Raw genomic sequence first — 12,504 nt, 5'->3', positions numbered from 1 at the left:
CCAGGGTGCGCGGCCTTCAGTGATGTCGGGCACGGTTTGCTGAATCGAGAAATCTGGACTCCAACCGATCAGCCTTCGCCGATCGTGAATCCATTGCCGGTGCGGCTCACAGATAAATTCGATGGCCCAGAAAAACTGCCAACCAGTTGTGCGGCCGATGCCTTGATTGTGAATTCTGCGGGTTCAGATCGCTCCTGAGGTGGAATCTCTTCGTTGACGATGAAGCGATTGAGACGCGCACGTGCGGCGCTCAGTCGATGTGCCTCGACTGAACGCTTGCTGGTCACGCCTCGTGAAGAGGGCACTGCAGATAGACTGTGTTGAGCGGGTAACTCATCACGTCGGAATTCTCGTTGCCGCTGCGCATTGTCACCAGCGTAAGGTCGCTCTCGAACGAAATGGCTCGGGCTAACAGTGACCGACGGAGTGTTCGCTGCCATCTGTATCGGAAGAAATCGGGCTTTCTTGTTGCTGTTTTTGTGTGCGCGCGGAGGCTACCCTGCCTGAACGGGGGCGTAACTCCCGTCACCACGGAGGGAGCATAATGAAGCACGATCCAGTCGCGCGTTGTGGTTCGACGTTATCGACCGTAAGACTACACACCAACCAGGCGCTTACCGTTTCGTTGCCCCGCAACGCACGCGTTATTGCCGCGGAAGGGGGCGTGGAGCTTGCGTTTCTCGACCCGACGTTGGACTGGCTCGGCGAAGCGGCGCCAGTCAACAGGCTGAAACTGTACGAGGGCGATTCATACGTGATAGAGCGTTCGTGCTATGCGACAGTATCCGGTGCATCTTCTGCTGTTGCGTTGGTCCATATTCAAATCGCTAGCGCCGTGCCCTTTATCGTGTGGTTGCGCACGTGGTTCGCACGTCGCATGATTATGAACCGCACGAGCGCGGCCTTGCGAAAAGCGCGCTGAGAATCGTCGACACGCATCAGCGTTCCGACGAGCACTACAGATTATGTCGGAGACTCTGTGTCGATCGTGAAAGCGTAATATCTGTCGTCACGGCCGCGAAACACGTTGCGGAAAATCGTCTTCACCAAGCCGAATCTCGGTGCGAGAAGTTCGCGGTGCCGGTCCATCAATCGTTCGAGGGACGGCCGATCGCGCAGGAAACGCCGGTGTCGAAGCAGGTTTAACTCATTGATGTCGATGTGGTTCGTCATTGCGTGGTGCTATCCAACCCGCTTTTCAGCCTCGCACCTGATTGACCCACTGCTGTACGCTCGACCGCGACCATTGACGCTCGATGTAGCGGACGATCTTCGGTGGCACCGGGTCGCCACACGCCACGAGTCGGTTCAGCATCAGCGCGAAATCGGTATCTGCGATGCACCAGTCGCCGAACACGCCATAGCGATCGTCGCGGATCAACTGGTCCGCCGCCGCGAGCAGCTTGTCGCACGCCAGTTGGGCCGGCTCTGACAATGGTTTGACTGACTCCGGAAAATAGATCCGGTCGGCTTGTCGCTCACTTTTTAGCGGCATGAAATCGCTACGGATCCATGCCTGAAGCTGGCGCGCTAGCGCACGCATCTCACGGTCCGCCGGCAAGACCGTTGCGTGCTTCGGCGTGGGATAGACTTCGTCCAGATACTCGGCGATCGCCGACGACTCGGACAACGCGAAGTCGCCGTGCAGCAGCGTTGGTATGCGGCGTGTTATCGAGATCTCGCGATATGCGGAGCTATGCTGCTCCTTGTTCTTCAGATCGACGGTGCGCAGTTCGAAGCGGAGGCCCTTCTCTTTCAGTGCGACGAAAGCGGACATTGCGAACGCGCTGACGTAATCGGCGCCGACGTACAGATAGATCGGATTCAGGCTCATTCCCGTTCCCTCAAAGCGGTTGGAATAGAAGTACTCATGTACGACAAAGCGGGGGCCGTCCGCAGTTGATGGAACGTCCGTGCTTCGTCGAGGTTCAGTTATTTGCGCGAGCGCGTTCCGCATGTGCCGCGCCTTTCCACAGGACCAGGATACCGGTTACAACCAGCAGCGTAAGCACGATCCACGCAGGGCTGTAGCCGAAGCGGTCAACGATCACGCCAAAGAGCGGCGGCATGATGCAGATTGAGATCATGTTGATCGTCATCGAGAAGCTAATCGTCGAAGCGACCGCCGACTTCGGTGCCATCTCCGCGATCTGCAGCAGATACAGCGGATACCAGCCGACGCCGAACAGTCCGATCACGCAGAAGATTGCGGTTAGTGCGGCGTTCGTCGTGCTGGTCGGCAATACCAGCAGCGATATCGTCGCGGCGACGCAAATGGCCATGCTGAAACCAAGCGAGCGTACTCGGCGATTCGGCCAAAAACGGTCGCTGATCCACGCGAGACCGACGCGTCCTAGAATGCCGAGCCATTGCGACGCTGAGAATAGCAGTGCGGCGGTGACGACCGAGTAGTGGAAGCGCGCGGCGACGAACGGAATCGCATGCGTCGCGAACGTGTACTGGAACGTGACCATCACCGCACCGGCCAGCATCACCGGCCACAGTGCCGAATATCCGGCAACGAGCTTGACGGCCTTCACGAGATTCGGCGGCGCAGAGGCGGGCAGGCCCTGCATGCCCCGCTCGTCACGATGCATAAGGCCGAACAGGATGCCACCGGCGATGCCGACCGCGCCCTGCACCGCAAGCGCGGCGCTCCAACTGTACGTTGTCGCGATCAGCGGCAGCGCCATCGCGGCAACCGCGGTGCCGAGCGGCAGGCCAGCCTGTCGCACGCCGGTCGCCATACCGCGCTCGTGCGGCGGAAACCAGCGGACGATCGCCCGCGTGCCGCCCGGCTGCACCGACGCATACGAGGTACCGACCAGGACGAAGAACAGCAGCAATACCGGGAAGCTCGTCGATATGACAGAACCGGCGAGCGCCGCGCCGCCCATCAGTACCATCGTGAATGCGACGACGTAACGCTCTCCGAAACGATCGATCAGCCAGCCGAGCATCAGCATCGTTACAACCTGGCCACCGTTCAGCGCAGAGACCGCCAGAGCCGCGGTTGCCTCGGACAGACGAAACGCGTTTTGGAGGGACGGAATCAGCGTGTAAATGCCTTGCGCGGTAATCGACGCTGTCGTCTGCGCGAGCGCGGCAACGCCAAGCACGACCCAGCGGTACCTGTTGCTGCGGTTCCGTGGCAGATCGATGGGCGAATGATTTGTTACGCTCATGAGTGGTGTCCTGTGCGCGACGGTTCGCCTATGGGCTCGCTGGCAATCTGGTTACCGAGCCTGGTTTGCTGCGGCAGGTTGCTGGCGCTGAACAGGATCAGCGTATCGTCCGGATCGCAGTGAAATGCATGTTCGCACCACGCAGGCACGAGCAGCAGGTCACGCGAGGCGAGCCGCACCGGGTCGCGGTCAGGACCGAGGTAGGCGGTACCGCTGCCGGACTGCACGACGAACAGATGCCACCATGCATGCGCATGCGGCCGCGTCGATGCGCCGGCCTGAACGACCTGAACGTTGACGGCCATGCCGGGCAGGATCTCGCAGCCGGCCGCTGCGCCGTCCTTCGACAGCGTGAACGTGCCTCGCTCTCCGTGTTGTGTCGAGGCGAGTTCAGCGGCGATGTCGGGCCACGACCACGCGACCGCTTCCTCCGAAACGGCGGCGAAATGGCCTCGGTATCGACTGTAATCGAACAGTTGGCCGCGGATGACGGTATCGGTCATGTCAGTTGTCCCTCCGCACCGATCGGGCGCCGCTGCCGGGGAGCGGATCCTCGTGCAGGCAGAACGTGTTCGGATCGTTGCCAAAACGCGGAAACGCTGTCGCGACGAGCGGATCGTGACCAGGGATCACGTGGTCGGGACTGTCGGCGAGCGCGTCGATCGTTTCGAACGCGTCGAGCATCTTCGCGAGGTCGTGCAAGATTGGGAATGGGCGCCGTCCGCGCACATTTGCCCACAAATGCGCGGCATCGGCGGCGAGCACCAGATTGCCGCGTCGCGTTGCGACGCGAACCACCTGGCTGCCTGGGGTATGACCGCCGACGAGGCACATCTCGATGCCCGGTGCGAACGTCGTCGTGCCTTCGTGCACAACGAGCCGGCCGTCGTACAGGATGGCGACGGCCTGCATCACGTCGTCGCGCTCGTAGATCTTGCGCAACTGCTTATGCTGCATATCCGCGCCGGTACAGAAGCGTAGTTCGGCACCCTGCAAGTGGACGCGCGCATTCGGAAACAGGTCGAGGTTGCCCGCGTGGTCCCAGTGCAGATGAGTGACGATCACGTCGGTCACCTTCGCTGGATCGATATTCAACCCAGCCAACGCGTCGGCGGTCGAGCGGACCATCTGCCGTTCTCTGCGCACGCCTGTCGACACTGGAAACGCGGTGTCGATGACGACCGTGCGCGTACCGTCGCGGATCACCCAGAAGAAGTAGTCGAGCGGCATCGACGCGTCGGGCGGGCCGCAACAAGCGTCGAAGAAGAAATTTTCGCGTGCTGTGCGCTGCGCGTTGCTGCCGATACGAAGCGCGTACACCTCGTACAGCGGCGTTGCCATGTCGGTCATGTATAGATTTCCGAAAGAGATTGGGCGATGCTGGTGTCAATGCGCGTGTTGTGCGGCTACAGTGTTCGCGGCGGTTGTCGCACGGCCCGTGCTCGTCGTGCTGTCGCTGAAATCGAAGTCCAGTTCGCAGAGAATGCCGAGCTCGTCCGCGAGCCGGCGCAACCCGCTGTAATCGCGGGTCAGCGCGCTTCCCTTGCCGGATTGCTGGCAGTCCCGAATGATGTTGGCCGCGTTCGGCACATTCAATTGCCGCAGAATCGCTTCCCACATCGAGAAGTCCTGCGCGACGAACGCGCGCAGCGCGACCGGCAGCGTAGTGACGAAAAAAGTCTTCTGACTTGGCGTAAGACGATGGAATACGACCTTGCCGATCTCACCGAGCGTCTTGCTGTGCGCGTACTCGTCGCGGTTGTGCAACTGCGCGACGCTGCGATTCTGTGGCTGGATCGTCTGGTCGTCGGCGAGGATGTCAAGGAAAGCGTTGACGCTGATCTCCGCGACCGTCGCGAACGCGACCGCCGCGAGCTGCTTTTCCCAAGGCTCGACTAGTTGCTGCTTCAGCTTCTCGAGTTCGCGGTAGGTGACCGACATGGGCAGCTCCATGTCGACGTCGATCCGACGCTGGCGTCGCGTACGCTGGATCGCGTTCAGGTGCATCAGCGTGTGATAGTGCTCATCGATCAGAGTCTGCCGGATCGATTCGGTGAAGATCCAGTCTTCGCCGGGCAGGATGTCGCTTGCCAGATAGTTCAGCGCCGGATTCACCACATGGTCTTCGGCTGCGACCGTGCGGCGGTTATAGCCGATCCAGCCCCATGTGAGAATGTCCTGCTTCACGGGATCGTCGAGCCGCTGGACGCCTTCGTGCGTGAAGAACGGCACGAGCGTGACCGGATAATCCGGCCTGCCGGCGTCGAACTCGCCGTCCACGCGGAATCTCTCCATGTCGCAGACAGTTGCGCGGCGGGGCCAGGCGTTGTTCAGTTGCGCGATCAGCGCCTTGTTTGCATTCGTCATTGCACGGTCCTTCAATTAGCTTGATTGCACCCAGTAGCGTGTCAGATGGCGTGCGTGGTCCGAAAACGTGCTCCGTGAGTGAATCATGCGGTGGTTGTCCCAAACCAGCAGATGGCCGTCCGGTATCAGCACGGGCGCGGCGTCCGATTCGAAATAGGCGGCCGCGAGCGTCGCGAGACGCGCGAGCGGATCGTTCGGGTCGAACTGCCCCGATGCGTCGTTCAACGCGGCCTCCGACGGATTCACGTCACCGTAAAGGAACTGGTTGTAGCTGAAGCGGAAGATCGATCGGCCGTTCTCGTCGCTCAGGATCGGCACGGACAGCGTCTGCCGGGACGTCGCGCCGGGCACCAGCGTGGCGGCGAACCGTACCGGTACCTCGTGGATGTATCGCTGCAACTCCGCGTCAAGCGAGCGACAGAACGCGACTCCGTCCGCGAGACGCGTATGGCCCTGTCCACAGCGCGCCTGGCGGTGGCAGTGCAGCGCAAGGTAACGCGGAGGTGGCGAGCCGACCGGTACTTCGGTGTGCGGACCGATGCCGTTCCGGCTCTGCGAATACGGCACCTTCTCGAAGCCGGGTTTCACCTTCACCTCCCAGGTGTCCTCGCCGTTGTACTGCGGAACGATCTTGCCGAACCGTTCGAGTGCAACCCTCACACCGTTGCCGAGCGCCTGCGGCGGTAGCACGGTCCACCCTTGCCGGTCCAGTTCGTCGCAGGTCGCGTCAAACAGCGAGGCGGTATCGGCCATATCGAAAGCAATCGCGTTACTCATGGATGGAGGCTCCCTGAAAATTGCGTACGAGGTCCGAATACGCGCTCATCAGATCGAACGTGATCGCCGACGGCGTGAAAGCGTGCTGATCAATACGGCTTACCGGGCACACCTCGGCCGCGGTGCCGGTCACGAAGCACTCTTTGAACGAGTCCAACTCGTCGGGCATGATCGCGCGTTCGACCACCTTGATATTCTGTTCGCGGGCGAGTTCGATTACCGTCTGCCGCGTGATGCCGTCGAGGAAGCAGTCGGGCGTCGGCGTATGCAGTTCGCCATCGCGCGCGAAGAAAACGTTCGCGCTTGTCGCTTCGGCGATCCAGCCACGCCAGTCGAGCATCAGCGCATCCTGATAGCCGTTCGCTTCCGCGTGGTGCTTGCTCAGCGTCGCGATCATGTAATGGCTCGACGCTTTCGCCTGATATGGGCTCGATGAAGGCGGCGGGCGGCGCCACGACGCGGTTTCGAGCGTGATACCGCGCTTCTTCGCTGCAGGATCGAAGTAGCTCGGCCAACTCCAGCACGCGAGCGCGACATGGATGCGGCTCGCACGTGCCGAGGTCGAGATCTGTTCGGAACCGCGCCATGCGACCGGCCGCACATAGCCGTCGACAATGCCGTTCAGTTCGATCAGCCTGGTTGTCGCCGATTCGAGTTCGTCCTTCGAATACGGTATATCGAAGTCGAGAATCTGCGCAGAGCGATACAAGCGGTCCGTGTGCTCGCGCAGCCGGAACACGTTGCCGGAATAGACTCGCTCGCCTTCATACACACAACTCGCGTAGTGCAGCCCGTGTGTGAGTACGTGGATCTTCGCGTCCTTCCATTCGACGAACTCTCCGTCGAGCCAGATATGTCCTTCGCGTTGGTCGAACGGAACGGTTAGGGTGCCTGTCATGCGAACTCCTTATACAGCGCTTCGTCGCGCGGAAAAATGTGGGTGAGGCCAAGACGCTGTGCTTCCTGGGACAGGCCGTGCAACTCGTCGTCGTTCAGTGGAATACCTTCCTGAGTGCGGCGGGCGATCGACGCCTTCTGCGGATCGCCGGCGACCTGCACGCACTCGCCGTCGACGGCGGGCGTCTCACGGATCGTCTGCATGAGCTCGGATACGCCGGCGGTGAAGTCGTCGAGCGAGCCGAAGCGCGCCGGATCGATCGCGATCAGGCAATGGCCGATCTGGCGACCACGGTCATACGGTTCGGCATCCAGATGCGACAGCCGGTGATCGAACGGCATCGACGTCAGCAGGCAACTGAGGATCTGCACCATCATCGCGAGGCCCTGGCCCTTGTAGCCGCCGAGCGTCGCGAGCGATTCGACGAGCGCGGGGTCGCTGACCTGCCGGCCGTTGCGGTCGAGCGCCCAACCGGGCGGTAGCTCGACTCCGTTGCGGCGGAAGTGCTTGACCTGTGAGTACGAGATCTGGCTCGTCGCCATGTCGAGAAGGTACAGGTCGGTGCCGCGTGCCGGAGCGGCGAAGCAGATCGGGTTGGTGCCGAACATTGCGCGCTTCGCGTTGAAGGGCGCCATCCGCGCGGCGGCGCTCGTCGTTACGATACCGACCAACCCTTGCGACGCGATCCGCTCGCCGTACACAGACGCCGCACCGAAGTGATTCGAATTCGCGACGGCGACCACGCTGACCCCATACTCACGTGCGAGTTCATTCGCGAGGTTGGCGGCATATGCGCCGGCGACGACGCCGAGAGCCGAATCCGCGTCGACGAGCGCTGTCCCGTGAAACTGCTGGATCGTCTGTATTTTCGGACGTACGTTGCTGCGACCTTCGTCGAGCTCGCGCAGATAGAGCGGCAGCAGCCGCACGCCGTGCGTGTCGATCCCCATCAGCGACGTGCGGATCAGCCCTTGTGCGAACCAGATCGCATGCTGTTCGTTCAGACCGCGTTCGACCGCGGCTCTTTCGCAGAGCTCATAGAGCAGTTCCGCCTGGACGGATTTATTCATCGTGTTAGCTCGCAGTAACGAGTTGGTGTTCGGATGGATTTTCGCGGCGCAGATAGATCGGTTTTCGCGACACCGATTCATCCTTGTCCTGGAAGAAGAAAGTGGAATCGCCGAAAGCCGGCTGGAGATCGTCGAACCACACCGCGACTGGGTCGAATTTCGCAAAAAACGGCTTGCGGACCCAGTCTGGATCGCGCGCCTGCAGGAACTGCAGAACGAACACCTTTTCGTTCGCGATCGTCGCGACGCCGTCGATCAACACCTTCCCGTATAGCGTGCTCATAGACGGTCCACGCACCGTGCGCGACAGCCCGGACACGCCTTGATACGCCGCCTTGAAGATGTCGTAGGTCTCGGCGAGCGGTAGCTCAAAATAACGCTGTGGACCCGTGTCGCGTTCAACGAACATGTAGTATGGAATCGCGCCGAGACGCACGCCTGTCGTCCACAATTCCTGCCAAGATTCGGGCGAATCGTTGATGTGACGCACGATTGGTGATTGAATCCGCACCGTCGCGCCAGTTCCAGTGATCCGTTTCACAGCGCGCCGGGCGATTTCAGGACGTAGCTCTGCCGGATGGTTGTAGTGCGCCATGATCGACAGGTTCTTGCCGTGACCGACGATACGTTCGAATAGACCCAGAACCGCATCGGAGTCCTTATCGGTCACGAAGCGCTGCGGCCAGTACGACACCGACTTCGTTCCGATCCGGATGTTCTGCAGGTGAGGGATCGCCAGTAGCGGCTCGATATAACTGGCTAGCGATTCGGCATTCATCACCATCGGATCGCCGCCGGTGATCAGCACATCGGTGACCTCTGGATGGCGCAAGAGATACTGGCTCAGCTCGGCCGACTCGCGCGTATTGAACTTCATATTTTCCGAGCCGATGAATTGCGGCCAGCGGAAACAAAAGGTGCAGTAAGCGTGACAGGTCTGACCGGCTGCGGGGAAGAACAGTACGGTCTCTTCGTATTTGTGTTGAAGCCCCGGTAGCGGCCGGCCGTCGAGCGTCGGCACGTTGTGCGTCATCTGCCCGGCCGGATGGGGATTCATCCTGTGACGCAGCATGGCGATAAATTGAGCGGCGGCGGCTTCACTCGACGGACTCGACAATAGTTGGCACAGCCTGCGGTAGTCCTCGGGCGGCAGCATGTCGGGGTGCGGAAACGTCAGACGGAACACTGGATCGTCCGGCACGCGGTCCCAGTCGATCAATTCGCGCAATACGTATTCGTTTGTTCTGAACGGTAACACTTTAGATACCGATGCGAGTGCGTCTTTTACGTCCTGCGGAACACGCGACCAATACGGAGAACTGGCAATCGACTTGGCGTTATAGGCTTTGAATTTCTCTGCGTCCAAAATTCCTCCAGATATAGACAATTCGGTTCTCTAACTTTTGTGAGCGCCGCTCTCGGCAGTTGTGAACAATCTGGCCGCGTTTGTCGAGCGTCGTTGCATTCCACGCAGTCGTGTCGACTCGCGTTTGAACCTCACCCCATGACCGCTCAGCAACAGAGTGCCGACGAGTACAGAACCTGACTACCATTAGACGAAGAGGGCGCTACCTACCCGGTCGAGCGGCATCAGGCAGCGGCAACTGCCTGATCCGAAAACGCGTCTTCGTCGCGGGCGAATTCGGACGTTCATTCTGTCCAGCGTGGTACCTCGCATAGAAACGAAGGCCATATCACGCGGGGTTCTGCAAAGACTTGCACATCCTGGTTCCCCTTGTGTCAAATGAGTTCATCATGGTCGTAGTTTTTCTTTCTGTTTGATAGACACAAGAAATTAGAAAATCGATAGGTACAGTGCCTGATTCTGAACGGCTGCTCCGGTATAGTTAGCGTGAACTGCATTTGTTATTTTGAGATATAGAACGTGGACAAGAAATATCGGTTGATTGCAGAACATTATGTGAAAGCCATCACCAGCGGCTCTCTTGGAGAAGGGGCGAGAATGCCTTCGTTGAGAGATATCATGACTCTGCATCGCGTCTCCATTTCAACGGCGGTCGAGGCGTGTCGGGTGCTCGAAAAACTGGGCTATGTTGAAGCGAAGCCGCGAGTCGGCTATTTCGTTCGCGGTCCAATGCAAGCACAATCGCGGGTGAGAGGAGTACTAGAAAAGGACGCGCACGAAACCGGTCAGCGAATCGATCCGGCGGACTATGTCGGAGTGCATGAACGCATTTCGGTCACGCTCGCCCGGGGTCTTCAGAATCCCCTGAAAGTCGATCTGGCTGGGGCGGTATGTGCGCCCGCTCTGTATCCAGGCGCTGCGTTGCGCGACAACATGTTGCGCATCCTCCGCGCGAGGTCGAGCTTGTACGATTCCGCCCCGCGACCGGATGGCGTGCGCAAACTGAAGGAGGCGATCTCGCGTTTTTCGGTGAGCCGCGGAATGCACGTCGACTCGGATGCGATCCTGGTCACGCACGGTTGCAGCGAGGCACTTTCGCTTGCCTTAAGGGCGGTCGCCGGACCGGGTGACGTGATCGCAATCGAATCTCCGACCTATTTCGGGATACTTCAGGTAATCGAATCTCTCGGTTTGAAAGCGATCGAGATTCCCACGCATCCTCACACCGGTATATCAGTTGACGCGCTCGAATTTGCGATTACGCACATGGGCAGCATTCAGGCGGTCGTATGCATGCCATCCGTGCAAAATCCGCTCGGCAGCGTAATGCCGGATGCGATGAAAGCGAAGCTGGCCGAGCTATGTGAAAAGCATGATATCGCCGTAATTGAAGATGACACATATGGCGCGTTTTTGCCGAGTCCGGCGAATTCAAAGCCCGTTAAGGCATGGGATAAGAGCGGCAATGTGATCTATTGCAGCTCGCTCAATAAATCTCTTTCACCTGGCTTGCGAGTTGGATGGCTAATTGGCGGGAAATGGCACAAGAAGATCGAAATGCTGATGTATGCAGTGTCGCGCCATCGAGAAGAAATGTCGCAACTGGTCGTGGCGGACTTCATGGCCGGTAGTGCATTCCACCGGCACATGCGACGGTTGAACGCGTTGTTGACACAGCAGCGCACGCAGTTCGTCGAAGCCATACTCAAGCATTTCCCCGCCGGCACCGAAGTGACACGGCCCGAAGCGGGGCTACTGGTGTGGATACGCTTACCCGGCGAGCTGAACGCCGACAGGTTGTTCGAAAGCGCGTTGTGCGAAGGCATTCGGATCTGTCCGGGTTCGATCTTCTCGAACACGAACAAGTTTACCGATTGCCTGCGACTCAGTTACGGCATGCCGTTCGATGCACGCATCGAATCTGCGCTCAAGGCTCTGGCTCGGCTTGCTCGCGAGACTTAAAGCGTGGTCGGGTGATCGACCAGACATTTTCCTGGTGCTCCGAGCGTCCACGCGCCTCGGGCGAGTACGTCGCGATGTGTTCGATACCTGGTTACGCCAGCGCCCGGCCGAACTGCGTCGGGTTGGACCAGTCGACCTTGCCGCCGGCCTGCGCCGCGTATGGAAGTGATGGCTGCCGCGATCGGTGTACAGCGCGCAGAACAGGCCGTGACGAGCAATCGTCTGGCCCACGCTCGAGCTTCTTGCGATGTTTGTCGCGTGTTTTCGCCCGTTTGACTTCACCGGTCTGCTGCAGTCGGTGAACCGGACATTTCATTTGCGCCCAACACGCGCGGCCTTCAATGATTGACAAAGCCCGCCAACTCGACGAAGATCGTCTCCATGAACTGCCTCGACATCCGTATTGCGCTGATTATTAGCATCATTCATCGAATGGTGGGTTAGCGCACGTCGGATCGCAGAGACAAACGCAGTATCAAACTAACCCGCCACACGAGGCGGGTTTTTTTATGTCCGCTTTCCTGCCTCCTGGCGAACTTGCTGCCGATCGCTATCAGTTGCTATCGATCGCAGTTGATTCGTTGTTGCCACCGAGGAGCCTGCCTTGCTGTTGAACGAACTCGAAGTGGCCGCCGCAGCGGCCGAGCGCGTCGCGCTTTCCCACGACTACCTGAAAAAGACCCTGACCGCGCGCGTCTACGACGTGGCGCGCGAGACCGAACTCGAACACGCGCCGAACCTGTCGACGCGGCTGCGCAATCCGGTGTACCTGAAGCGCGAGGACAACCAGCCGGTGTTCTCGTTCAAGCTGCGCGGCGCGTACAACAAGATGGCGCATATTCCGGCCGAGGCGCTCGGGCGCGGCGTGATCACCGCGTC

14 protein-coding genes are annotated in these 12,504 nt (G+C 59.9%); 3 read left to right on the top strand and 11 right to left on the bottom strand.

Annotation, left to right across the window (positions count from 1 at the left end; translation table 11 throughout):
* Positions 1 to 68 precede the first annotated feature (68 nt).
* Positions 69 to 287: a hypothetical protein gene (locus tag B9Z01_RS34560; protein ID WP_143808757.1), complete on the bottom strand. Its 219-nt coding sequence runs from the start codon at positions 285 to 287 to the stop codon at positions 69 to 71.
* Positions 288 to 544: 257 nt separating this feature from the next.
* On the opposite strand from B9Z01_RS34560, the gene B9Z01_RS00065 reads away from it, so the two are divergent.
* Positions 545 to 922 (top strand): hypothetical protein, encoded by a 378-nt coding sequence (locus tag B9Z01_RS00065; RefSeq protein WP_085480231.1) that lies wholly within the window; start codon positions 545 to 547, stop codon positions 920 to 922.
* A gap of 41 nt (positions 923 to 963) precedes the next feature.
* Here B9Z01_RS00065 and B9Z01_RS00060 read toward each other — a convergent pair whose 3' ends face one another.
* The 10 genes from B9Z01_RS00060 to B9Z01_RS00015 form a co-directional block, all read right to left on the bottom strand.
* Positions 964 to 1,173, bottom strand: a complete 210-nt coding sequence (locus tag B9Z01_RS00060) for a hypothetical protein (protein WP_085480230.1) — start codon at positions 1,171 to 1,173, stop codon at positions 964 to 966.
* A gap of 25 nt (positions 1,174 to 1,198) precedes the next feature.
* Positions 1,199 to 1,834 carry a glutathione transferase gene (gene yfcF, locus B9Z01_RS00055; RefSeq protein WP_085480229.1) on the bottom strand — a complete coding sequence of 212 codons (636 nt, stop codon included), beginning with the start codon at positions 1,832 to 1,834 and terminating at the stop codon, positions 1,199 to 1,201.
* A gap of 94 nt (positions 1,835 to 1,928) precedes the next feature.
* On the bottom strand, positions 1,929 to 3,185 hold the full coding sequence (locus tag B9Z01_RS00050; RefSeq protein ID WP_085480228.1) for an MFS transporter: 1,257 nt from the start codon (positions 3,183 to 3,185) through the stop codon (positions 1,929 to 1,931).
* Positions 3,182 to 3,688 carry a cupin domain-containing protein gene (locus tag B9Z01_RS00045; protein ID WP_085480227.1) on the bottom strand — a complete coding sequence of 169 codons (507 nt, stop codon included), beginning with the start codon at positions 3,686 to 3,688 and terminating at the stop codon, positions 3,182 to 3,184. Before B9Z01_RS00045 ends, B9Z01_RS00050 begins: the two co-directional genes overlap by 4 nt.
* A 1-nt stretch (position 3,689) precedes the next feature.
* Complete coding sequence (locus tag B9Z01_RS00040) at positions 3,690 to 4,535, bottom strand: N-acyl homoserine lactonase family protein (RefSeq protein WP_085480226.1); 846 nt, start codon at positions 4,533 to 4,535, stop codon at positions 3,690 to 3,692.
* Between the two features lie 36 nt (positions 4,536 to 4,571).
* Positions 4,572 to 5,552: a diiron oxygenase gene (locus tag B9Z01_RS00035; protein ID WP_085480225.1), complete on the bottom strand. Its 981-nt coding sequence runs from the start codon at positions 5,550 to 5,552 to the stop codon at positions 4,572 to 4,574.
* A gap of 15 nt (positions 5,553 to 5,567) precedes the next feature.
* Positions 5,568 to 6,329 carry a TauD/TfdA family dioxygenase gene (locus B9Z01_RS00030; protein WP_085480224.1) on the bottom strand — a complete coding sequence of 254 codons (762 nt, stop codon included), beginning with the start codon at positions 6,327 to 6,329 and terminating at the stop codon, positions 5,568 to 5,570.
* Positions 6,322 to 7,227 carry a branched-chain amino acid aminotransferase gene (locus B9Z01_RS00025; RefSeq protein WP_085480223.1) on the bottom strand — a complete coding sequence of 302 codons (906 nt, stop codon included), beginning with the start codon at positions 7,225 to 7,227 and terminating at the stop codon, positions 6,322 to 6,324. Before B9Z01_RS00025 ends, B9Z01_RS00030 begins: the two co-directional genes overlap by 8 nt.
* Positions 7,224 to 8,297 carry an Ldh family oxidoreductase gene (locus B9Z01_RS00020; protein ID WP_085480222.1) on the bottom strand — a complete coding sequence of 358 codons (1,074 nt, stop codon included), beginning with the start codon at positions 8,295 to 8,297 and terminating at the stop codon, positions 7,224 to 7,226. The genes B9Z01_RS00025 and B9Z01_RS00020 overlap by 4 nt, the downstream gene beginning before the upstream one ends.
* Before the next feature lie 4 nt (positions 8,298 to 8,301).
* Positions 8,302 to 9,663, bottom strand: a complete 1,362-nt coding sequence (locus tag B9Z01_RS00015) for a KamA family radical SAM protein (RefSeq protein ID WP_085480221.1) — start codon at positions 9,661 to 9,663, stop codon at positions 8,302 to 8,304.
* A 519-nt stretch (positions 9,664 to 10,182) separates the two neighbouring features.
* Between B9Z01_RS00015 and B9Z01_RS00010 the strand changes: the two genes are divergently transcribed.
* Complete coding sequence (locus tag B9Z01_RS00010; protein ID WP_085480220.1) at positions 10,183 to 11,625, top strand: aminotransferase-like domain-containing protein; 1,443 nt, start codon at positions 10,183 to 10,185, stop codon at positions 11,623 to 11,625.
* 604 nt (positions 11,626 to 12,229) lie between these two features.
* A partial coding sequence (locus B9Z01_RS00005) for a pyridoxal-phosphate dependent enzyme (RefSeq protein WP_143808755.1) occupies positions 12,230 to 12,504 on the top strand: 275 nt, incomplete at its 3' end.

Origin of the sequence: Paraburkholderia susongensis (genome assembly GCF_900177725.1) — a bacterium.
Classification (GTDB): Bacteria; Pseudomonadota; Gammaproteobacteria; order Burkholderiales; family Burkholderiaceae; genus Paraburkholderia; species Paraburkholderia susongensis.
This window is presented reverse-complemented; position numbering and strand designations above follow the sequence as displayed.

Excerpts from the sequence above, each read along its gene's own strand:
- B9Z01_RS00065 (WP_085480231.1), top strand. The coding sequence starts at position 545 with ATGAAGCACGATCCAGTCGCGCGTTGTGGTTCGACGTTATCGACCGTA.
- B9Z01_RS00060 (WP_085480230.1), bottom strand. The coding sequence starts at position 1,173 with ATGACGAACCACATCGACATCAATGAGTTAAACCTGCTTCGACACCGG.
- yfcF (WP_085480229.1), bottom strand. The coding sequence starts at position 1,834 with ATGAGCCTGAATCCGATCTATCTGTACGTCGGCGCCGATTACGTCAGC.
- B9Z01_RS00050 (WP_085480228.1), bottom strand. The coding sequence starts at position 3,185 with ATGAGCGTAACAAATCATTCGCCCATCGATCTGCCACGGAACCGCAGC.
- B9Z01_RS00045 (WP_085480227.1), bottom strand. The coding sequence starts at position 3,688 with ATGACCGATACCGTCATCCGCGGCCAACTGTTCGATTACAGTCGATAC.
- B9Z01_RS00040 (WP_085480226.1), bottom strand. The coding sequence starts at position 4,535 with ATGACCGACATGGCAACGCCGCTGTACGAGGTGTACGCGCTTCGTATC.
- B9Z01_RS00035 (WP_085480225.1), bottom strand. The coding sequence starts at position 5,552 with ATGACGAATGCAAACAAGGCGCTGATCGCGCAACTGAACAACGCCTGG.
- B9Z01_RS00030 (WP_085480224.1), bottom strand. The coding sequence starts at position 6,329 with ATGAGTAACGCGATTGCTTTCGATATGGCCGATACCGCCTCGCTGTTT.
- B9Z01_RS00025 (WP_085480223.1), bottom strand. The coding sequence starts at position 7,227 with ATGACAGGCACCCTAACCGTTCCGTTCGACCAACGCGAAGGACATATC.
- B9Z01_RS00020 (WP_085480222.1), bottom strand. The coding sequence starts at position 8,297 with ATGAATAAATCCGTCCAGGCGGAACTGCTCTATGAGCTCTGCGAAAGA.